At 67.5% G+C, this 20,365-nt stretch carries 18 protein-coding genes and 3 pseudogenes; 12 read left to right on the top strand and 9 right to left on the bottom strand.

Features of this window, described 5'->3' with window-relative positions; genetic code table 11:
- Window positions 1–83: 83 nt before the first annotated feature.
- Complete coding sequence (locus U2P90_RS19610) at window positions 84–1,295, top strand: ROK family transcriptional regulator (RefSeq protein ID WP_322474894.1); 1,212 nt, start codon at window positions 84–86, stop codon at window positions 1,293–1,295.
- 19 nt (window positions 1,296–1,314) lie between these two features.
- Window positions 1,315–3,072 carry a class I mannose-6-phosphate isomerase gene (locus U2P90_RS19615; RefSeq protein WP_322474895.1) on the top strand — a complete coding sequence of 586 codons (1,758 nt, stop codon included), beginning with the start codon at window positions 1,315–1,317 and terminating at the stop codon, window positions 3,070–3,072.
- 78 nt (window positions 3,073–3,150) lie between these two features.
- Here U2P90_RS19615 and U2P90_RS19620 read toward each other — a convergent pair whose 3' ends face one another.
- The 5 genes from U2P90_RS19620 to U2P90_RS19645 all read right to left on the bottom strand — a co-directional run bounded on the left by U2P90_RS19620 (window position 3,151) and on the right by U2P90_RS19645 (window position 6,910).
- Window positions 3,151–3,528 (bottom strand): transposase, encoded by a 378-nt coding sequence (locus tag U2P90_RS19620; RefSeq protein ID WP_322474896.1) that lies wholly within the window; start codon window positions 3,526–3,528, stop codon window positions 3,151–3,153.
- A gap of 374 nt (window positions 3,529–3,902) precedes the next feature.
- Window positions 3,903–4,913 carry a potassium channel beta subunit family protein gene (locus U2P90_RS19630; protein ID WP_322474897.1) on the bottom strand — a complete coding sequence of 337 codons (1,011 nt, stop codon included), beginning with the start codon at window positions 4,911–4,913 and terminating at the stop codon, window positions 3,903–3,905.
- Between the two features lie 651 nt (window positions 4,914–5,564).
- The gene (locus tag U2P90_RS19635) at window positions 5,565–5,759 is read right to left on the bottom strand and encodes a hypothetical protein (protein WP_322474898.1); all 195 of its coding nucleotides are present in this window, start codon (window positions 5,757–5,759) and stop codon (window positions 5,565–5,567) included.
- Window positions 5,760–5,795: 36 nt separating this feature from the next.
- Entirely contained in the window at window positions 5,796–6,599 is an 804-nt protein-coding gene (locus U2P90_RS19640) for an IS3 family transposase (RefSeq protein WP_322474899.1), read from the bottom strand.
- A 44-nt stretch (window positions 6,600–6,643) separates the two neighbouring features.
- Window positions 6,644–6,910: a transposase gene (locus tag U2P90_RS19645; protein WP_322474900.1), complete on the bottom strand. Its 267-nt coding sequence runs from the start codon at window positions 6,908–6,910 to the stop codon at window positions 6,644–6,646.
- A gap of 333 nt (window positions 6,911–7,243) precedes the next feature.
- Here U2P90_RS19645 and U2P90_RS19650 point away from each other — a divergent pair, with 333 nt between their 5' ends.
- A complete protein-coding gene (locus U2P90_RS19650; protein WP_322474901.1) occupies window positions 7,244–9,454 on the top strand; it encodes an ATP-binding protein in 2,211 nt (736 codons plus the stop codon).
- Window positions 9,455–9,812: 358 nt separating this feature from the next.
- Window positions 9,813–9,936, top strand: a pseudogene (locus tag U2P90_RS20190) (IS6 family transposase); the annotation flags it as partial.
- A 70-nt stretch (window positions 9,937–10,006) separates the two neighbouring features.
- On the opposite strand, the pseudogene U2P90_RS20195 reads toward U2P90_RS20190, so the two are convergent.
- Window positions 10,007–10,213, bottom strand: a pseudogene (locus U2P90_RS20195) (IS6 family transposase); the annotation flags it as partial.
- A gap of 61 nt (window positions 10,214–10,274) precedes the next feature.
- Between U2P90_RS20195 and U2P90_RS19655 the strand changes: the two are divergent.
- Window positions 10,275–10,544 (top strand): DUF2924 domain-containing protein, encoded by a 270-nt coding sequence (locus U2P90_RS19655; RefSeq protein ID WP_322474902.1) that lies wholly within the window; start codon window positions 10,275–10,277, stop codon window positions 10,542–10,544.
- Window positions 10,545–10,718: 174 nt separating this feature from the next.
- Here U2P90_RS19655 and U2P90_RS20200 read toward each other — a convergent pair.
- Window positions 10,719–11,228: pseudogene (locus U2P90_RS20200) on the bottom strand (SOS response-associated peptidase family protein); the annotation flags it as partial.
- Between U2P90_RS20200 and U2P90_RS19660 the strand changes: the two are divergent.
- The 4 genes from U2P90_RS19660 to U2P90_RS19675 are packed head-to-tail and all read left to right on the top strand — an operon-like array spanning window position 11,124 to window position 14,558.
- Window positions 11,124–11,960, top strand: coding sequence for an alpha/beta fold hydrolase (locus U2P90_RS19660; RefSeq protein WP_322474903.1), 837 nt, complete (start codon window positions 11,124–11,126; stop codon window positions 11,958–11,960). The pseudogene U2P90_RS20200 and the gene U2P90_RS19660 overlap by 105 nt on opposite strands.
- Before the next feature lie 41 nt (window positions 11,961–12,001).
- A complete protein-coding gene (locus tag U2P90_RS19665; protein WP_322474904.1) occupies window positions 12,002–12,307 on the top strand; it encodes a thermonuclease family protein in 306 nt (101 codons plus the stop codon).
- Window positions 12,304–12,747, top strand: a complete 444-nt coding sequence (locus U2P90_RS19670; protein WP_322474905.1) for a hypothetical protein — start codon at window positions 12,304–12,306, stop codon at window positions 12,745–12,747. The genes U2P90_RS19665 and U2P90_RS19670 overlap by 4 nt, the downstream gene beginning before the upstream one ends.
- On the top strand, window positions 12,744–14,558 hold the full coding sequence (locus U2P90_RS19675) for a family 43 glycosylhydrolase (protein ID WP_322474906.1): 1,815 nt from the start codon (window positions 12,744–12,746) through the stop codon (window positions 14,556–14,558). The genes U2P90_RS19670 and U2P90_RS19675 overlap by 4 nt, the downstream gene beginning before the upstream one ends.
- Before the next feature lie 617 nt (window positions 14,559–15,175).
- Here the strand turns inward: U2P90_RS19675 and U2P90_RS20205 are convergent.
- Complete coding sequence (locus U2P90_RS20205) at window positions 15,176–15,517, bottom strand: DDE-type integrase/transposase/recombinase (RefSeq protein WP_380102249.1); 342 nt, start codon at window positions 15,515–15,517, stop codon at window positions 15,176–15,178.
- A 699-nt stretch (window positions 15,518–16,216) separates the two neighbouring features.
- Between U2P90_RS20205 and U2P90_RS19680 the strand changes: the two genes are divergently transcribed.
- On the top strand, window positions 16,217–17,245 hold the full coding sequence (locus U2P90_RS19680; protein ID WP_322474907.1) for a ParA family protein: 1,029 nt from the start codon (window positions 16,217–16,219) through the stop codon (window positions 17,243–17,245).
- Window positions 17,242–18,117 (top strand): ParB/RepB/Spo0J family partition protein, encoded by an 876-nt coding sequence (locus tag U2P90_RS19685; protein WP_322474908.1) that lies wholly within the window; start codon window positions 17,242–17,244, stop codon window positions 18,115–18,117. Before U2P90_RS19680 ends, U2P90_RS19685 begins: the two co-directional genes overlap by 4 nt.
- 125 nt (window positions 18,118–18,242) lie before the next feature.
- On the opposite strand, the gene U2P90_RS19690 is transcribed toward U2P90_RS19685, so the two are convergent.
- On the bottom strand, window positions 18,243–18,953 hold the full coding sequence (locus U2P90_RS19690; protein WP_322474909.1) for an IS6 family transposase: 711 nt from the start codon (window positions 18,951–18,953) through the stop codon (window positions 18,243–18,245).
- A 190-nt stretch (window positions 18,954–19,143) separates the two neighbouring features.
- Here U2P90_RS19690 and U2P90_RS19695 point away from each other — a divergent pair, with 190 nt between their 5' ends.
- Window positions 19,144–20,361 carry a sensor histidine kinase gene (locus U2P90_RS19695; RefSeq protein WP_322474910.1) on the top strand — a complete coding sequence of 406 codons (1,218 nt, stop codon included), beginning with the start codon at window positions 19,144–19,146 and terminating at the stop codon, window positions 20,359–20,361.
- The last annotated feature ends 4 nt before the right edge of the window (window positions 20,362–20,365 follow it).

A 20,365-nucleotide genomic window follows, 5' to 3' on the forward strand; every position in this document is an offset into this window, starting at 1 on the left:
TTGTAAGTAACTTGATTTATTCTGAGATGCTACGCTGGCTCTTGTCAAGCCGCCCCACCCTCGCCGCCACGCCCGGAGCCCCCATGCTGTCTGGAACCAACGTCGAATATGCCCACCAATACAACAAACGCATCATCCTGGAGACCATCCGGCAGCACGACACCATCTCCAAGGCGGAGCTGAGCCGCCACACCGGCCTGACGACCCAGGCCATCAGCAACATCGTCGAGCGCTTCCTCGATGCCGGCATCGTGGAGGTGCGCGGCAAGCAGTCCAGCCGCCGCGGGCAGCCGGCCCAGTTGCTCGGTCTGCGCGCCCAGGGCGGGTACTCCGCCGGGCTGCACCTCGACCGTGACCACCTCACCGGCGTCCTGCTCGATCTTTCCGGGCACCCGCTCGCCCGCACCCACCTGGAGTGGCACGTGCCCACGCCCGATCAGGCGCTGCCCGAGGTGCTGCGCGCCCTGCAGGCGCTCCTCGACCACGCCGGTCTGGAGGAGCGGCAGCTGTGGGGCGTCGGCATCAGCCTGCCGGGCCCGATCGAGGCCCAGTCCGGGCGGCTGATGTCGCCGCCAAACCTGCGAGGCTGGAACGGTACCGTTCCCCGCGCGTGGCTGGAGCAGCGCACGGGTGTGCCGGTGTACGTCGAGACGGACTCGACCGCCGCCGCGATCGGCGAACGCTGGTTCGGAGCTGGGCGGCCGTATCAGAACCTCTTCTACATCTACCTGGGCATGGGGGTCGGCGGCGGCCTGCTCGCCGACGGCCAGCCGTTCCGCGGCGCGACCGGTGCCGCAGCCATGTTCGGGCATACCCCCGCCGGCTCCGAACAGCGCCCCTGCCCCTGTGGCGGCACCGACTGCCTGGAACTGTACCTCTCCATCCCGGCGCTGCTCCGCGACCTCCAGCCCGCCCTCGGTCCCGCGTTGACGCTGGAGGACGTCGTCACCTCGCTCGGGCGGGGTGAGCCCGCCGTGTCCGCGTGGCTGGATCACGCTGCCGACCGGCTCGCCCGCAGCGTCGCCGGCGTCAAGGCGCTGCTCGACCCGGAGGTGGTCATCATGGGCGGCCGGTGGCCTGCCCCGCTGCTCGACGCCCTGCTCACCCGGACGCGAGCAGCCACGCAGCGCTACGAGCCGAAGATCGTGGCCCCCACCCGGATCCTGGCCGCCGAACTGAGCGACGACGCGGCCCTCGGGGCCGCCACCATCGCCCTGTTCAACTCCGTCACGCCCTACACCGAAGTCATGATGAAGGTCAGGCACCCGGGCGGCCCCGCCACCTCGCCGCACTGACCCGCCCCGAGGAGACCGCGTGCCCCGTCCTGACCCCGCCCACAGCCGCTACGATCGGCAGCCCACCATCCCCGTCCCCGGCCACGCGGCACACGCCGGCGCCGACGCCGTGTGCCGCGCGCTGGCCACGGCCGCCGCCGAACGGGCAGTCCCGATCCTCGTCATCGACACCTACCCCGGCACCGACCTGGACGCGCTGGTGACGGCGGCAACCACTGGCCTGCCGGACTACACCCTGATCAATGTCGAGGACGCCGCCCTTGCCCCGGACATCCTGACCGCGCGGCTGGAGCGCTTCCTGACGCCAGACCGGGTGTTCGGCGTGATGGCCCCCCACGACCTGCTGGAGTTCTACGACGCCACGCACCTGGCGGCACTCCGCACCCGAATCGCCCGCGCCACCGGCCCCACCCTGGTGTACGGCTGGGGCGCGGCCCTCGCCGCCCCGGCGGCGGCCGTGGTGGTCGTCGCGGACCTGGCCCGCTGGGAGATCCAGCAGCGTCAGCGGCGCGGGCAGCCCAACTGGCACGCCGACAACGCCGACGACGACGCGCTGAGGAAATACAAGCGCGGCTACTTCATCGAGTGGCGGGTGGCCGACCGGCACAAACAGCGCGTGTTCCCGCACATGGACTTCTACCTCGACGTCAACGACCCCGCGCAGCCTGTGCTGATCGACCGGGCGGCATTTGACGCCAGCCTGCGCGTCACCGTCGAGCGGCCCTTCCGGCTCGTGCCGTTTTTCGATCCCGGCGTGTGGGGCGGCCAGTGGATGAAGGCCGTGTGCGGCCTCGACCCCACGCCCCCCAACTACGCGTGGGCCTTCGACGGCGTCCCAGAGGAAAACAGCCTGCGGTACGCCTACGGCTCCGTCACGCTCGAGATGCCGGCCATGAACGTGACGCTGCAGCGACCGCTGGAGCTGCTCGGTCCCCGCACGTACGCCCGCTTCGGCGCGGAATTCCCGATCCGCTTCGATTTTCTCGACACCATGCAGGGCGGCAACCTGTCACTCCAGGTGCACCCCATGACCTCCTACATCCAGCAGCAGTTCGGCGTGGCGTACACCCAGAACGAGAGTTATTACCTCCTCGACGCCGCCGAAGGAGCCGTCGTCTACCTTGGCCTGCAGGAGGGAACGGATCCAGACCGGATGCTGGCCGACCTCGACGCCGCCCAGACCACGGGCCAGTTCGACGCCCTGCAGTACGTCAACGCCATCCCGGCCCGCCCCCACGACCACTTCCCGATTCCAGCCGGAACCGTCCACTGCTCGGGGGCCGGCGCGATGGTGCTCGAGATCTCCGCCACGCCGTATATCTTCACGTTCAAGCTGTGGGACTGGGGCCGCGTGGGCCTAGACGGTCTCCCCCGCCCCATCCACCTCGAACATGGGCGCGCCAACATCCAGTGGAACCGGGACACCGCCTGGGTGCAGCGCCACCTCCTCGGCCTGACCGAGGAAGTGGCCCGCGGTGACGGCTGGGTGGAGGAGCGTACGGGACTCGACGATCTGCAGTTCATCGAGACGCGCCGCCACTGGACGAGCGCCCTGGTCGCCCACCACACTGCCAACACGGTGAACGTGCTCAACCTCGTGGCCGGCACCGCCGCGATCGTCGAGAGTCCCACGGGACGCTTCGAGCCCTTCACTGTGCATTACGCCGAAACCTTCATCGTGCCGGCCGCCGTCGGTGCCTACACGATCCGCCCCGCGGTGGCCGGGGAACGCGTCGCGACGCTCAAGGCCTTCGTGCGCGGCTCAGCGGAAGCGTAACGGCCGGCTCGGCACTCTGCAGGTGGTGGACGGCTGAGCGACCACAGTTCTGGCACCTTAAAGTGCGTCTGATAAAGGTCAGAGTGGGTCTTTTGCCAGTCGGCGCACCATCATCCGGATCATGACTTCGTACACCAGGTTCTCCGCAGTGTCCACCAGCGCTTCGTAGTCTTTCGCCATCCGCCTGGACGTGCCCAACCATGCGAACGTCCGCTCCACCACGACTCGTAGACGTGCGTCTTTTGGTGCCCAGGTACCCTGCCAGCCCGACCAGGGATGCTTCACGATCTCCAGCGTCCAGCCCAGGTACGTTTTGATGTCGCCCGCCGGTTTGCCGGTGTATCCCGCGTCGGCCCAGACGTGTTGCATGCGCGGAAAGACGTTCGGCAGATCGCGCAGCAGCAAGACCGCGCCGGCACGGTCTTGGATGTCCGCCTCATGCACCGTGATGGCCATCAACGTGTGAAGCCAAGGTGCGGCCAGGTGAGATTTTCCCCCGGTTGACCGCGTGGTGCTCGTCCAAGGTGTCTCCTCGGGATGCTGCACACACCTGACCCTGCAATCCCATCGGCCGACCCGGCGGCAGGAACGCAGCCAGCTCGGCTTCACAGGGCGGCAGACTCAAGAATTCCTCGCACTGCAGGCTCGACGCTCGCATCGTTGCCAGCACACCCGAACGACCGTCCCTACTGCCTCCGACGAAGCAATCAACCTGCAGCGCAGCTGCTCTGGCGAGACGCGGCGCAGCAGGCGGCTTGAACATCAAGCCGCCTGCTGAGCTACTCCAGCTCCACGGAGGTTAGGTTGCCAGAACCCACCCGAGGGTGGTGTTACTCGCTCGAGCCATATAAACGGGTTTCTTTGTTGCCCAGTGCCGCATCGATGGCCGCCATCACCTCGTCGGTGAGCTGAGGAACCACCTCGAGCGCGGAAAAATTCTCCACCACCTGGGTGACCTTGGAGGCACCCGTAATTACGGTGCTCACATGTGGATTCTTGACGCACCAGGCCAGGGCAAGCTTCGGCAAGGTCGTGCCCAGGTCGTCGGCAATCTTGGCCAGGCCACGGACTTTGACCAGGTTGGTCTGGCCTTCTTCACTCTCGAGCCTGGCTTTCAACCATTCGTACCCGGGCAGGTTCATGCGGGTGTCATTCGGAACCACATCGTTGTACTTGCCGGTCAGCAGTCCGCTTGCCAGCGGCGACCAGACCGTGGTGCCCAGCCCGAGCGTGTCCGGGCGGTACAGGCGACGGTATTCGACCTCGACCCGGTAGCGGGTGAGCATGTTGTATTGCGGCTGCTCCATGGTTGGGGGAACCAGGTTGTATTGGCGGGCAACCGCGTAGGCTTCCATCAATTCCTGCGCCGACCATTCACTCGTTCCCCAATACAACACATCCCCGCGCTGGATCAGTTCGGTCATGGCCCGCACCGTTTCTTCGATGGGCGTCGTGCGGTCTGGGCGATGACAGAAGTACAGATCCAGGTACTCACATTGCAGGCGTTCGATGGCCTGGTAGCACGCCTCGTAAATGTGCTTGCGCGAAAGTCCCCGCTGTGTCGGCGCTGGGTTTTCGACCGCTCCGCCGAACACTTTGCTCGACACGATGTAGCTGTCGCGCCGCCAGCCCGCCTTGGCCAGTGCCTGGCCCATGATGGTTTCCGCCTGGCCTCGGGCGTACACCTCGGCGTTGTCGAAGAAATTACATCCGCGGTCGTAGGCGGCGGACATCAGCTCCAGCGCACTGTTCGCATCCAGTTGCGTGCCAAAGGTCACCCAGGCACCGAAGGAGAGCTCGCTGACCTGCAACCCAGATTGGCCCAATCGACGATATTCCATAGCGTCACCTCGCGTTCCACCCTAAGCCTCAGCAGCGCAACTGTTCTTGACCGCAAGTTTAAACATGCCCTCAAGCTCAGTGGTGTTCGCATCAGGGTGCCGAGCCGACCGGCACCCGCCGACGGGCTTCAACCGGCTCTCCCCTGACGCTGCCGTTCAGCTCCTTGCACGTTCCCAGCTGCGCCACCGGCCGGTGGAGGCCATCGCCACGTCCGCCCTGCGGCAGGCCGAGGATCCACGTCAACAGCGGTCGAGGCCGCCGAACGGCTGTCCATGACGCGGGCCGGGCACGTCGCGCTGTGGGTCTCTCTCGCCCAGCTGCGGATCCTGCATCAGGCGTTGGGTTGGGAGGAGTGGCGTTCCTGACCGTCCCGGTGCACACTACAGGCACCCGCTTCCGAGCCCTTGCCACGCGTGGTGGGCCATGCAGGGAAGCAGCGCCGCGCACAAGCCGGGCACGCGGCCATGGGCTGGGCGGCCACCAGCAGGCCACGTAGACTGCCGCGCCGCCCCCCGCACCACCCTTGCCTTCGAGACTGAGACCGCGCCCCTCGAGCGCCGCGGTCGCTGTGTGCCGTCACGTCGGCGTTGAAGACGTGGCCGATGTCGACAATCAGTGAGGTTCCCAGGATCGCCCGTCCTGCCGAGGGGTCAGCCCTGCAGGCGGCGGACGAGCACCATGAGCAGCGGCCGCCAGCGCCACAGCCATCCGGGCAGGTCGAGCGTATCGGCCGCGTAGGGCTCACCCCACGCGGCGCAGTCGGCGAGGATGGCCAACTGTGGCGCGGCGCGGGCCCATGTCTCCAGCCGCGCGATGGCGTGGTGCGCGCGGTGAGGGTGACCCAATTGCGGTGCCAGTTGATCTGCAAATCTCAACGTACTTCAGCCTGCCTGGTTCAGGCGGGCGAATTCGTTCGGTGAGCGTCCACCGAGCGACGTATGCGGACGAACGTGGTTGTAATCCACCCGCCAGGTCGAGAGGACGGCTCGAGCCTGTTCCAAGCTCTGGAACCAGTGGAGGTTCAGGCACTCGTCCCAAACTCGGCCATTGAAACTCTCGATGTGGGCGTTCAGGGCGGGCTTTCCAGGTCGAATGAACACGTGATGGATGCCGGTCTCGTGCGTCCAGATGTCGAGGGCTTTGCCTGCGAATTCCGGCCCGTTGTCCGTGAGGATGGACGCCGGCCGCCCTTTGAAGCGGATGACGTCGGTGAGCTGGCGAATGACATCGAGCCCGGTGATGGAAACGCCGGCATACATGACCAGACACTCGCGGGTAAAATCGTCCACAACGTTCAGGACGCGAAACCGCTGCCCCGAGGCCAACTGATCCGCCATGAAATCGAGACTCCAGCGCTGATTGGGAGCAGAAACCTGTGGTTTCTGCTGACGTTCGCCGAGGGCAAGCTTCCGGCGAGCGTTCTGCCTGACCGCCAGCCCCTCAGCGCGGTAGACCCGGTAGACGCACGTGTGATTGATCCACACGCCGTCCCGCCTCAGCAGCAGGTACAGACGTCGATATCCGAAACGCGGTCGCTCGGCGGCCAGGGTACGAAGACGCTCGATCAGCACGAGGTCGTTCACCCTCTTGGGGCTCTTTCTTCGTTGCGTGGTTCTCGAGAAGCCCAGCACCCGGCAGGCCCGACGCTCGCTGACGTCGAACGAGCCTTGCAGCAGACCAACCATCTGGTGTTTTAGCGGCGTCTGCGCCTGGGACGTCGTCCCAGGCGTCACCACTTTTTTCCGACGACTTCCTTGAGCATAGCATTGTCCAACGACAGATCAGCGACGAGCGTCTTCAAACGGCGATGTTCGTCCTCCAGCTGGCGGAATTTTCGGGTCTCATCCTTGGACATGCCGCCATACCGGGCGTTCCACCGGTAGATGGTCGTCATCGCGACTCCATGGAGTCGCGAGAGATCGCTGATGGCCGTGCCGGCCTCACGCTGCAAGGGGATGTCGAGGATCTGCTGCTCGGTGTACCGTGTTCCCTTCATGCGTCTCCCAGAGTGCCACTGGATTTGCAGTCAGGTTGGCACCGGAAGTGGGGGGAGGGTCACCGCGTCACCCGAACCCAACACCTTGCCACAACCGGTCGGCGGGTGACGTGCACAGCGTCGAGGGGGCGCCACCACCTGCCATCGGCCTGACCACGGCCTGCAACTGTCGTGCCAGGTGGAGCTTGTGGCGGCCCGCCCACGCGACCTGGAGGCACAGCGCCCTGGCGGTTCGCTGACGCCCAAATCATGCAGGATCGACATGCCCACATCCAGCACGGCGCCGCCTGGCCGCCCACGGAGTGCGACGGACAGTACTCTGGTGGCCGCGATATGACTTCCCAGCCCCCCCCCCAGCCCGACCCGCTCTTCCGTGAGGGCGGTGACCTGGGGGCACTCATGCGGGCCCATGACTGGGCCTCCACGCCCCTCGGGCCGTCCCACACGTGGCCGGAGGCGCTGCGCACGTGCGTGCATCTCCTGCTCGCGTCCAGACAACCGATGTACCTCGCATGGACGCCTGATCTCATCGCCCTCTACAACGACGCCTACCGCACCATTCTCGGTACCGACAGGCACCCAGCCGCCCTGGGCGCCCGCACCGCCGACATCTTCGGCCGCGACGGGTACTCTGACCTCAAGTTGGTATTTGACGCTGCACTGCGTGGGGACGGTGCCGCGTTCGAGAACCTGCTGGTTCCCCTGATGCGCCATGGGTACTTGGAAGAGCGCTATTTCGATGTCAGCTACACTCCGGTGTACGTTGATGAGCGCGTCGAGGGCGTGTTCTCCACGGTGACTGAAACCACTGAACGGGTGCTCTCGGAGCGCCGTACCCGCTCCCTCGCGGCCCTGACCGCCGACCTGCTTGGTGCCACGACCCCACAACAGGTCGTGCAGGCGGCGCAGGATGTCGCCGAGCACAATCCCCACGACCTGCCGTGTCTGCTGCTGTACGTGCCCACTGCGGGGGGGGACTTCCACCTCGGCGGCGCGGCCGGGCTGAGCGACGAGCAGGTGGCGGTCTGGCAGCGCGCGTCCCACCCCTGGCTGGGCGTGCGCGAGGAGCGCGTGGTTCCGGTGCCGTCCCTGACCGCAGGGTCATGGCCAGCGTCCGTCACGCAGCTGCTGGTGCTGCCACTCACCCTGTCAGGAGTGGCCCAGCCGTTGGGAGTGCTTGCCGTCGGTCTGAATCCGCACAAACATCTCGACACGGTGTACCGGAACTTTCTGCAGCTGTGCGGCGGGCAGCTCGCGTCGGCCCTCCACACGGTTCGGCTTGCTGCGGAATTGCAGCGTCAGCATGCTGAGCTTGACGCGCGTACCCGGGCCCTGGGGGCCTTCGAGGAGTGGACGCGCGACCTCACCATCGACCTGAACCCCGATGACCTGATCGGACGGGCTCAGGCACGGATCGGCAGTCTGATCCCTCTGGATGTGGCCGTGTACTACGAGCGCGAGGGCGAGTACTGGGTCGTGCGGCGGATGCGCGGCGAGTATGGCAATGCAGAGCTCCAGCGCGCCCACGAGCAGGGCCTGCCACACGCGACCACCGGCAATCTCCGCATCCCCTTCGAGACCGGTGAACCCTACTACCAGGAGGTGTACGACGAGGTCACCGACCATCTTGCGCCCCACGTCACGCACGTGACCGCCACGGCCATGGTTCCCCTCCGGACGACCCGGGGGGTGCGGGGCATCTTCGGGGTGGCGGCCTTCGGACGCGTCGGCTGGTCGGCCGTGGACCGCGCGGTGATCGAGACCGTGGGGCGCAGCCTGAGCCTGGCGCTCGACCGGGCAGAGCAGGTGGCCGACCTGTCGCGGGAGCGGGAACGGCTCGCCGCGCAGACCGTGGCGCTCGCGAGCGCCAACGAGGAACTCGAGGCGTTCGCGTACAGCGTCTCGCACGACCTGCGTACTCCGCTGCGGCACATTCAGGGTTTCAACGGACTCCTGCACAAATCCCTCGGCGCCGACCTGGATCCCAAGGCGACCCGGTACCTCCACCTGGTCGCCGACGCGGCGGCACGGATGGACACTCTGATCGACGCCATGCTGAACCTGTCGCGCACCTCTCGGCAGCCACTACGCATGGCCGTGGTCGACCTCGGGGCGCTGGTGGCGTCCGTGCGTGGGGAGCTGGCGGTGGATGTCCTGGAGCGGCGCGTGTCGTGGCACGTTCCTTCGTTGCCGCTGGTGGTGGGGGATCCCGACCTGCTGCGCCAGGTGATGGTGAACCTGCTGAGCAACGCACTGAAGTACACGCGCGGTCGGGAAGAGGCAGTGGTCAAGGTGTGGGCAGAAGAGCGCCCGGACGGATGGGCGGTGTTCGTGCGGGACAACGGCGTGGGCTTTGACCCCAGGTATCAGGACAAGCTCTTCAGCATCTTCCAGCGCCTCCACCGGGCCGATGAGTTCGAGGGCACGGGGGTCGGCCTCGCGAACGTCCGCCGGATCATCACCCGGCATGGCGGGCAGGTGTCGGCGCACGGCGTCCTGGGTGAGGGAGCGACGTTTGGGTTCACATTGCCCAGCGCCCGCTGATCCACGCACCCGCATCCTGGCCGGCCTGAGGGCCAGGCGGCGGCGCTTCCGATGGTTCGCCAGCCGCGCCCTGCCGGCATCGTGCCTGGGGAGTGCGACCCCCTGCAGGCCTGCAGGAGCCGGTGCCTGCACGATCGGCCTCACGCGGCCCACCCGACCAGAATCAGTTGCATGAACGCGCGCCGCTGCGCCGGTATGGACGCCGGCGTGGAGTACGCGTCCGCCCGCCGGGCCGGTTCGCCGTGCGGCCGCCCCAGCTGTGAGCACGGTGACGCCCTCCGGCATCCCACATGGCCCCAGCCCTCCGCCCGCGGGTACACGCGGTGGTGGCACGTTGTTGGGTTCGGGTCACGCGGTGCTGAGCGATCGGACACTTCGCGGCCACAGATCGCCCCACGCTGTGATCGGCTACGCCGCCCGGTTGTACCACCACGTCACGCTGAGCTGCCGGGATGTTGAAGAACGTCTGCTGAAGCGGGGGAGCTGCGGCACCCGCGAGTCTGTCCGCAGCTGGAGCATTACGGTCGGCGACCTGTGCGCCCAAGGTCGACGCCATCGGGAGCCCCAACCGGGCTCCCGATGGCGTCGTTGCTCAGCACAGAGGGTGCCGACGTTGATGCACCATTTTCGGACGGTCTCGGGGCTGACCTGAATGCCTCGCTGGTACAGTAACTCCGAGACATCTCGGTAGCTGAGCAGGAAGGGGTGATCCAGCCAGACCGAGTGCTGAATGATCGTATGGATGTACGGATTCGTCACTCAGGGACGGTCAGCCCCCCCAACCCGGTTCAGGCAACATAGCCAGCACGACACCCACACCATGGTGCTGCGCCGCCTGCTCGACCTGCCCACCGAGCCCACCGCACCGTCTCCCCCACCCCAGATGCTGGCGGACTGGTTCAGCTACAGCTTCACCCTGCCGGTCGGCACACAGCTGCGCACCACGTACAAGAACGTCGACCGCTTCGGCACCGTCCGCCCGGACGGCCTGGAGGTCGACGGCACTCTTTACCCCTCGCTGTCCGCCGCCGCTATCGGCGCGGTTGGGCAGAACACCAGCGGCTCGAATTTCTGGCGCTACCTGGATTAGGACACCCAGGTTTGGAAGCCCATGATGGCCCTGCGCTGAGGAGGAATGACCATGAACACCGCCTGGCAGTACGTCATCAAATCGGCGAGGAACCTGCACGCGTAGGGGCACGCGACCTTCACCCGTCAGCAGCTTGTAGACGACGCCCTGCGCCTCAGTTGGCCGATTGAAGAACGCGCTGAGCGGCACCACGCAGCGGTAGCCCGGCGACATGGACGGCGCGAAACTGGGCACGCCCAGGAGCGTCTCGGTGCGGGCGTTGGTGTTGATGAACCGCCGGGCCAGTTCTGGCGTCCAGTTCGTCGCGGGCAGCAGGCCCCAGTGCATGACGGCCACCTCCGTCAGTGCGCGCGCCCAGATGTGGTGCAGGACGGTCAGGCCATCGGTCGGCCGCGCCCACACGCGATCCGGGGGCGGCAGGCCACGGTCGGCGTACGCGCCCACGCGGCCGGACGCCACCGGCTGGTGCAGCGCCGTCGCCGTCCACCCTCTGCCGACCGGGAGGCCCCGCCGGACAAGGCCCAAGAGGCCTTGGCGTGACCGGGTGGCCGCCCACACCGCACGCCCCGACAGTAAGGGATGACTTCGCCCACGCCCGCCCCCCGGCCCCCCGCCCAGGACGCTTCCGCGCCTCCCCTCGTCCACGTCCGGCGCGGCCAGGGCAAACCGCTGCTGCTCATCCACGGGCTGGGCAGTTCCTGGCAGACCTGGGCCCCGATCCTGCCCGGACTGGAAGCGCAGCGGGAGGTCATCGCCGTCGACCTGCCCGGCTTCGGCCACACCCCCCCCCTGTCCGGGGAGGTGAGCATCGCCACGCTCGCCGACGCCGTGACCGAGTTCCTGACGCGCGAGGATCTCCTGGGCATCGATGCCGTGGGCACCTCCATGGGCGCCCGGCTGGTGCTGGAACTCGCGCGGCGCGGGGGCGTCCTGGGCGCGGTGGTGTCGCTCGATCCGGGCGGGTTCTGGCAGGGCTGGGAACGGGGCTTCTTCTACAGCACGGTGGCCGCGTCCATCACGCTGATCCGGGCGCTCCAGCCGGTCATGCCTGCCCTGACGGCGTCGCCCGTCGGCCGCAGCGCCCTGTTCGCCCAGTTCTCCTCGCACCCGTGGGCCCTGGCGCCGGAACTCACCCTCACCGAGATGAGGAGCTTCGCCGCCTCGCCGTCCACCGACGACGCGCTGCACACCCTGGCGTTCGGCGCAGCGCAGCAGGGGCTGCCCCGGGGCCAGCTGGCGCACCCGCTGGTGATCGGCTGGGGGCGCTGGGACCGGGTGTGCCTGCCGGTACAGGCCGCGAGGGCACAGGCGCTCTTCCCCGACGCCCGGCTGCACTGGTTCGACCACAGCGGCCACTTCCCGCACTGGGACATGCCTGCCCAGACGCTGCAGCTCATTCTGGACACCACCGCCTGACCCGGCCCAGGCCCGCGCCCACGCTGTGGCACCATCAGCGGGTGCGCCGCGCCTTCCTGTTCCTCCTGCTCCTGCTGGCGACCGCCCACGCCGCGCCCGCCCTGCTGGTCGGCGTGGCCTCGGTCATCGACGGCGACACGCTGGAGATCCAGGGCGTGCGCGTCCGGCGGTTCGGCATCGATGCCCCGGAATCTTCGCAGACCTGCACGAAGGCCGGGACGGTGTACCGCTGTGGGCAGCGGGCGGCGCTGGCTCAGGGCGGGCTGGTGAAGGGGAAGACCGTGACCTGCACGCCGAAGTCCAAAGACCGTGATGGGCGCACCGTGGCGGCATCGTCGACAAGATGAACATGAACGCCTGGATGCCCTTGCAGGGGCACGCGTTGGCGTCGCTCCAGTACGGCACGGCCATGTTTGCCGCGCAGGAGAAGGTTGCGGACATTGCCGGGGTCAGTCGTCACGGCGATCTGGCGAGGAGCCCTCGCTGGCCAGCAGGCCCTTTCAGCGGCCCGCAGCCCACCCGCGCAGGCCATCACATGACCAGGGCGAACCGCACAGGGGCGCTGGACATCCAGACCCGCGTGATGACAGAAGCCCCCGATCCGGCGTATGGCGGCCCTGGCGCGGCCCCGCCCGACCACAACGGTGATGGAAGCCTTAAGGCCCGGCTGTTCGCCGGCCCCGAACCAGTGCTTACATGGCAGGAGTTCCACAACCCAAGGGGGAAGGTATGCCTGGAATCCTGGCTTTCTGGCTCCGTCATCGCCGCTCGTCCGGCTGGCCCGTGACCGTCGCCACCGCCCTCACGCTGATGGGCTGTCAGCAGACGCTGCAGGTCGAGTCGGTGCTCGGCGCCCAGCGCCGTGGTCCACCGCTGACGTACACCAACCCGCTGCCCATCTCCACGGAACGTGGCCGCATCGAGACCTGTGCCGATCCCGACATCATCCGTGGACAGACGCCAGGCGACACGGACTGGTACCTGTACTGCACCACGGATCCGCATTCGGGCAACGACCGGGACGCCAGCGGCAACCTGATCTTCCACCCCATCAGCATGGCCCGGTCGCGTGATCTGGTGAACTGGACGTATGTGGGCGACGCCCTGCCCGACAAGCCCGCATGGGTGCGCCCGGACGCGGGCCTGTGGGCCCCGGACGTCGAGTACCTGAACGGCCGGTACCACCTGTACTACACCGCCAGCGAGACGGTGGCGGGCGGCAGCGCGATCGGGGTGGCCACCAGCGACAGCCCGCTGGGGCCGTGGACGGACGCGGGTGCCCCGGTGGTCGAGCCCCATCCGGCCCCCTGTTGTCCGGACAGCCGCCGCTGGACCTTCGATCCCGCCGTGATCCAGGACGACCGGGGCCAGAAGTGGATCTACTACGGCTCGTATTTCGGCGGCATCTCGGTGCGCCGGCTCTCGGACGACGGACTGCGCTCCGACCCGGCCACCCAGGTGCAGGTGGCCAGCGCCAACCGCTACGAGGCCAGCAACGTGTTCCGGCATGACGGCTATTACTACCTGTTCGTGTCCAGCTCGGACTGCTGCCGGGGCCCCCTGACCGGGTACAGCGTCTTCGTGGGCCGCTCCGTGGAGCCCGGCGGCCCCTTTCTCGACCGCGACGGGGTCGACCTGAACGCCACGTACGTGGGGGGCACGCCGGTGATCAGCATGAACGGCAACCGCTGGGTCGGCCCGGGCCACAACGCCGTGTTCACCGACGCGGCCGGGCAGGACTGGACGGTCTACCACGCCATTGACCGGGCCGATCCGTACCTGGCCGAGCCCGGGGGGATCAACCAGCGCCCGGCGCTGCTCGATCCGCTGGACTGGGTGGACGGCTGGCCCACCGTGCGCGGCGGCCTGTGGGCCTCGGATGAGCCCCTGCCGGCCCCCGCCGCGCAGGCCGGCGACCGCGACCGCACCCGCACCCCGAAACTGCGTGTGGACGTGCCGGGCAAGCTGCTGGGAGCCTACAGCGACGAGTTCACCGCGCCGGGCCTCAGCCCGAGCTGGAGCTGGGTTCGGCCGCCCGTCGCCGGGATGGTGAACGTTGAGAACGGCGCCCTGCGCTTCGACACCCAGAACGCCGAACTCTTCGAAGACCGCGACGACGCCTCGGTGCTGCTGCGCCCCGCCCCTCAGGGCGACTACGTGGTCGAGACCCGCCTGACGCTGAACCTGCCCCCTGAGGGCTGCTGCTTCAACTACTCGCAGGCCGGCCTGGTGGTCTACGGCGACGACGACCGCTACGTGAAGCTGGCGCAGGTCAGCATTTTCGAGACCCGGCAGCTCGAGTTCGGCAAGGAGGTCGCTGCCGGCGCCCCCGGCTTCCCGCGCTACGGCAACACCGTGCTGAGCGCCGGCGCCCCGACCATCTGGCTGCGGTTGGCCCGCCGCCTGGACGGCGCCGAGGAGCAGTACACCGCGTCCTCCAGCCGCGACGGACAGCACTGGACACGGGGCGGCACCTGGACGCATGCCCTGGGGGGAAGTGCCCGCATCGGTCTGGTGTCGCTGGGCGGCGCTGGCTTCACCGCCCGCTTCGACTACCTGCGCGTGTATGACCTGAAACAGAACCACGACCTGAAGTGAACCACGGTGTCAGGGGGCGTCCGCGTGGTGCTGGGCGCTCCCTGACCATGATGCCTCCAGCCCACCAGCAGCGCGAACTGGTCACGCGGGCAGACCACGCACCAGCACGGCGCGGGAACGGTCTCGCCGCCGTGCATGTCGGCCAGAACGCTCTCACCGCCGCAGCGGGTGCAGGCGGGATGTGGCTCGTCGGTGACAGGGGGGCCGAAGCGGGCGACGAGATCAGCTTTGTTCATCCGGCGTTGCCGCCGAGACGATCACGATCCGCAGGTGCGGAGGCCAGTCCCCATCCGCGCGACCGGCGCGTCGGCCTTCGTGCCCAGCAGCGCTTCGAACCAGACATCGTGCTGGACGCAGGAGTGATATGGGCTCCGGCCCACGTCCAGTCCTGACCCTGGTCGTGGGCGCGAGCACAGGCCAACCACAACGCCCGGCCACGATACCTGGAATGGCCACGACACCGCAGACTGACGCCGTCACCAGCCTGTTCTTGACACCCACTGGACGGCCCAGGACGCCGGGGGGCCACCGCCCCCTCACGCGGCTGGCTCCCACCGACGGGCACTTCAGCCAATGCTGGTAGCGGGCGAGACCGATGGTGAAGGTTCGAGGTCCGGTCATGGAGGGCGAGGAAGTCCAGTGCTCGGTTTCGTGACCGGAACCCGCGTTGCTCGTGGGTCGATGAGACGATTCGACCAGCGTGTTGCAGCGGGCTGTAGAGACCATTGACCGTGCTCGACAGCGTGGAACACGAAGAGGTCACGGATCGCCGCCCCAGAGCTCTTCAACGTGTCGCTGTGACTACCCTCCGGCACGTCGTACCGACCCAGCAGGCGAGCGACGAACGATGTGGCAACCTCGGTGTCATAAGAGTATTGGATGAAGACGTCCAGCACCGCTCCGTGATCGTCGACCGCCCGCCACCGCCAGTGTCTGACGCCACCAGTGCACCCGCACATCTCGTCCAGATGGGCCCGGGAACCGCCTCGGGGTTTCCGGTGGCGCAGGCCATAGGCGAAGAGATCACTGAAGTTGACGCATTCCGCGCGGATCCACTCGTGAGTAACACCGAGTCCTCGTTCTAGACGACGTTCGTCAATGTTGTGGTAGCTCGGAGAACACCAAGAGGTGCGCCAGACAGCGAGATTGATCACCTCGAGAGGCGCCTGATGCCCTGGGAGCTCCCGACCGCTCAGCACCGCGCCACCATATCGGAACACCTTGTCACACCCGTGGGAGGGCACCAGCTGGGCCGATCGGTGCAGGACAGCGGGGGTGCGCTGGACATCCGCTTCCAGCCGCGGGAGACGACCCCCACGCTCGGAGTGCCCAGACGACGGACACTGAACCCACGGCACCCCGCCCCAGCCTGCGGCCCACCTGCTCACACCAACGCAGGACGTCCTCTATCTGCACGCCCTGGTCTCGAACCTTTGCCGGATTACCCGGATCAGAATTCCTGCGAACCTCAAATGAAACAACCCAGCTGCATCCCATCTCCTCTGGCGAGAAGCGATGCAGCAGGCAGCTTGACGATCTGGCCGCCTGCTGCGTCATGACGGCCCCGCTGAGATCACGTTTCCGGAACCATTGCCGACAGCGCGATCGCTCAACTGAAGCGCCTCCGCCCGGCTGAGCAGTACGCCGTGCTGCGCTCCATGTTGCGCGTGCTTCTCAGAAAACATCTGAACGCAGATCAGTGGCACCCGCTCGAACGACTGATGCCGCATGGAGTCGATGGCTCCGTTCAGCTGACGGGGTTTCTCGCAGTCACGTCTGCCGCACCGGATCCGCCAGACAGGACAGCGGCCGTGAACCGCCGCCTGAGTCCGCAGCTCTCCCAGGAGCGTGAGGCGGCTCTCCAGCGTGATCTCTGTGCCGGTCTTACCGGTAAGACCATGGGCCCGGCGCGGTATCGTGACCGCGTGAAGATTGCGACGGTGTTCAACCACGCCGGGGGAGCCGGCAAGACGTCCATGGTGCGCGATGTCGGCCACCAGCTCGCCACCCAGGGCCAGCGGGTGCTTCTGATCGACCTCGATCCTCAGGCATCCTTGACAAAGTGGCTCGGGGTCGAGCACGTCGATCTCTCGGAGACGGTCTACCCCGTGGCGCTGGAAGGCCAGGCCCTGCCCGCCCCCAGGTCGGTGCATGGGCTTCACCTGGTGCCGTCCCATATCAGCCTCTCTCTTGCAGAAGCACAGATCAGCGGTCAGATCGGCGCGGTGCTGACGTTGCGTCACGCCCTGGTTCAGCTGAAGGACACCTATGACGTCGTGCTGATCGACTCCCCACCCAGCCTGGGTCAACTGGCCGCGCTTGGGGCCCTGGCGGCCGACCACCTCATCGTCCCGGTGCTGACCCAGCAGAAGGGACTGGACGCCCTGCCGGGCCTCCAGAGTGCTCTGGAGCTCTACCACCGCCTGCGTCCTGAACTCAGCGTGGCGCTCTACGTCCCCACGATGTATGAGGGTCGGCGATCCCACGACCGCGAGGTGCTCCAGGCCCTGCGCGACATCCTGCCGAACCTGTCACCACCCGTGCCGCTGCGTGGCGCCGTCTGGCTCGACTCCAGCAGTGCCGGCCAGCCCGTCGGTGTGTTTGCGGCCGGAAGTCCGGTGCACCGTGACGTGCAGGACTTGACCCGCTCTGTCATGGAGGCGCTGAACCTGGACGTGCCGGCATGAGCGGAAAGCGCAAGGGCCCGAATCTGGGCGGCCTGCTTGGTGCCTCTGCGGCGCTGCTCGCGGCCCCTGACCTTCCTGTCCGCACGCTTCCCGTCAGTGATCTCGCCCCCGGGCAAGGGCAACCACGCCGCGCCTTCCCGGCGACCGGCCTGGAGAGCCTGGCGGGAAGCATCCGCGAACACGGGGTGCTGCAGCCGCTGCTGGTGCGACCATCCGGGACGACCTATGAGATCGTCGCGGGAGAACGGCGCTGGCGGGCTGCCCAGCTCGCCGGACTGACCGAGGTACCGGTGGTCGTCCGCACCCTGAGCGATCACGAGGCCCGCATCATGGCCCTGATCGAGAACCTCCAGCGGGAGAACCTCAACGTGATCGACGAGGTGGACGCCAAGCTGGATCTCGCGGCCGCCACCTTACACCTGGAACGGAATGAGGCCCGGTCGCGCCTGATCCGGCTGACCAAGGAAGCCGCGGGGGAGGAGGCCGCGGCCCTCGCTGCCGCCTTCGCGCCGCTGGGGGAGAGCTGGCTGTCGTTCGCCAAGAACAAGCTGCGGGTGCTCGGCTGGCCCGACGCGGTGCTGGACGCCCTCAGACGGGGCCTGCCCCTGACGGTCGCGTCTGTGATCGTAGCGGCGCCGGCAGAGCACATGCGCCGCCTGATCACCCTTGCAGAAGGCGGCGCCAGCCGCACGGAACTGAAACAGGAAGTCGAGCGCCTGGCGACCCCCGTGGAGCGGCCTGACCTGGCCGCGACGGCCGCACGCCGCCTCGGAAGCCGGCGGTTTCTGGGAGGACTGGACGAGGCGCAGCGCAAGGAGATGGATCGCTGGCTCGCCAAGATGCCCGCCTTCCTCCGGAATCACGTGGACTGAGGCTTGAGATGACGACGACGGATGTGGGAGGCGGCACCATGCCCCCTGAAGCCCTTCCGGTACCATGACGGTTCTGGCAACTTAACCTCATTGGGGCCGGAACAGCGCAGGAGGCGGCTTGATTCTCAAGCCGCCTCCTGCAGTGCCTCTTTCCAGAGGCGTAGCGCTGCGGTTTGGTTGCGTCGTCGAAGGTCGGCGGGAACGGTCGTTCGGGTGGGGCGGTGAAGGTTCGAGACTCGGGCATGCAGGGCAAGGAATTCTTGCGTTCGCTGCCGTCGTTTGAAGCCCAGTTGGCTTCGCTCCTGTTGCCGTGTGGGTCGATGCGATTGTTCGACCAGATTGTTGCATCGGGCCGCAGACATGACCTGGACGTGCTCCACGGCGTGGAGCACGGGAAGTTCCCGAATGGCCGCCCCATAGCTCCAGAGCTTGTCGGTGTGGATGACCTCCGGAACCTCGTACTCACCGAGCAGTCGCGTGAGGAAGGTTCGTGCGGCCGCCGTATCCCGGTGGGGCTGGAGCAGGATGTCGAGGACGGCACCGTGCTCGTCGACGGCCCTCCAGAGCCAGTGCTTCTGTCCACCAACCTCGATGTACACCTCGTCCAGAAACCACCGGGAACCCCGACGGGGTTCCCGGTGGCGCAGTTCCTCAGTCAGGAGGGGGGCGAACTTGATGTTCCATTGCCGCAGCGTTTCGTGACTGACCATGATTCCACGCTCGTGAAGCAGCTCCTGAACGTCACGCTGGCTGAGAGGGAACCGGTGGTAGAGCCGCAACGCGTAGCCGATGACGCTCAGGGGAAAACGGTGGCGGTATGGCTTCCGGTCACTCACAGCTCACTACGCTACCGAGGTTAAGTTGCCAGAACCGTCGGAACAGTCTGGAGTGGTCGGGACGGCCCGCTGGCGCAGTCCGGGGGACGGGGTCGATCCGGCCACAGCGCGTACGAACCACCCGTCCGGGCCGGATCTCGATGCCCGATCACACCACGAAGCGGGCCGGCACCGGCTGATAGGCTGAGGCATGCCGCGCAGGAGCACCTCGCCCGTCCGGTACGCGGTGGCAGCGTTCGACGCCCTGTCGGCCCACGTGGCGATTCTGGATCAGCGCGGCACCGTGCTGGCCGTCAACCGGGCGTGGGAGGTCTTCGCGCAGCACAATGGCGGCAGCAACGACCTGGGAACGAACTATCTGGAGTTGTGCCGTCAGGTGCAGGGGCCGGATCAGGCCGATGCCCTCGCGGTCGCCACCGGGATCCAGCAGGTGATGCAGGGGGAGATCGAGTCCTTCGAATGGGAGTACCCGTGCCATTCCCCCACCGAGCAGCGGTTTTTCGTGGCTCGCGTCACGCGCTTCGTCCAGGACGGGCAGACCTATGTGCTGGTCGCGCACGAGAACATCACCCGTCGCAAGGTCGCGGAACTCGAGGTGCGCGACCTCAACCGGACGCTGGAAGCCCGGGTGCTCGCCCGCACCCAGGAACTGGAAGCCAGTCAGCGCACGCTGCAGCAGCAGAACCGTGCGCTGGAGCTGAGCAACGACGACCTCAGCCAGTTCGCTGCGGTGGCGTCCCATGACCTGCAGGAACCGCTGCGCACCCTGAGCCTGCACGCGGACATGCTGCTGGAGCGGCACCTGGGACGGTCGATCGATGAGCGCGCCGAGCGGCACCTGCGGCACATCATTGTGCAGGCGGGCCGCGCCCGTCGCCTGGTGCAGGACATCCTGACCATGACCGAACTGTCCGTCACGCCGCCGATGGACGTGGTCAGAATGGACACCATGCTCCCGGAGGTGCTGGGGGCGCTGGACTGGCCGGCCTCCGCTCCGCCCGCGTGGGGTGACCTGCCTGCCGTCTGGGCCAATGCCGGTCAGATGCACCAGTTGCTGATGAACCTGCTGGGCAACGCCTTCAAATACAGCGAGGGGCATGACCTGTCCGTGACGATCCAGGGCGTCCGGTCGGGGGACACCGTGACGTTCGAGATCGCAGACGCCGGTCAGGGCATCCCGCAGGAACACCGCACGCACGTGTTCGAGCTGTTCCGCCGCCTGCACAACCGCACGCCGACCAGCGGCAACGGCATCGGCCTGACCGTGTGCAGCAAGATCATCGAGCGGCACGGCGGACGCATCTGGATCACCGGCAACCCCCGGGGCGGCACCACGGTTCACTTCACGCTGCCTGCAGCGCCCACGCCGGCCGGCGTCGCCCAGCCGTGGGCCGGGCACCGCGGCTGATTGG

Source organism: Deinococcus sp. AB2017081 (assembly GCF_034440735.1).
In the GTDB taxonomy this organism is placed as follows: Bacteria; Deinococcota; Deinococci; order Deinococcales; family Deinococcaceae; genus Deinococcus; species Deinococcus rufus.

Coding starts and splice junctions, on each gene's coding strand:
- U2P90_RS19610 (WP_322474894.1), top strand. CDS start 84: ATGCTGTCTGGAACCAACGTCGAATATGCCCACCAATACAACAAACGC.
- U2P90_RS19620 (WP_322474896.1), bottom strand. CDS start 3,528: ATGGCCATCACGGTGCATGAGGCGGACATCCAAGACCGTGCCGGCGCG.
- U2P90_RS19630 (WP_322474897.1), bottom strand. CDS start 4,913: ATGGAATATCGTCGATTGGGCCAATCTGGGTTGCAGGTCAGCGAGCTC.
- U2P90_RS19640 (WP_322474899.1), bottom strand. CDS start 6,599: ATGGTTGGTCTGCTGCAAGGCTCGTTCGACGTCAGCGAGCGTCGGGCC.
- U2P90_RS19645 (WP_322474900.1), bottom strand. CDS start 6,910: ATGAAGGGAACACGGTACACCGAGCAGCAGATCCTCGACATCCCCTTG.
- U2P90_RS19650 (WP_322474901.1), top strand. CDS start 7,244: ATGACTTCCCAGCCCCCCCCCCAGCCCGACCCGCTCTTCCGTGAGGGC.
- U2P90_RS19655 (WP_322474902.1), top strand. CDS start 10,275: ATGGTGCTGCGCCGCCTGCTCGACCTGCCCACCGAGCCCACCGCACCG.
- U2P90_RS19660 (WP_322474903.1), top strand. CDS start 11,124: ATGACTTCGCCCACGCCCGCCCCCCGGCCCCCCGCCCAGGACGCTTCC.
- U2P90_RS19670 (WP_322474905.1), top strand. CDS start 12,304: ATGAACATGAACGCCTGGATGCCCTTGCAGGGGCACGCGTTGGCGTCG.
- U2P90_RS20205 (WP_380102249.1), bottom strand. CDS start 15,517: ATGTGCGGGTGCACTGGTGGCGTCAGACACTGGCGGTGGCGGGCGGTC.
- U2P90_RS19680 (WP_322474907.1), top strand. CDS start 16,217: ATGTTGCGCGTGCTTCTCAGAAAACATCTGAACGCAGATCAGTGGCAC.
- U2P90_RS19685 (WP_322474908.1), top strand. CDS start 17,242: ATGAGCGGAAAGCGCAAGGGCCCGAATCTGGGCGGCCTGCTTGGTGCC.
- U2P90_RS19695 (WP_322474910.1), top strand. CDS start 19,144: ATGCCGCGCAGGAGCACCTCGCCCGTCCGGTACGCGGTGGCAGCGTTC.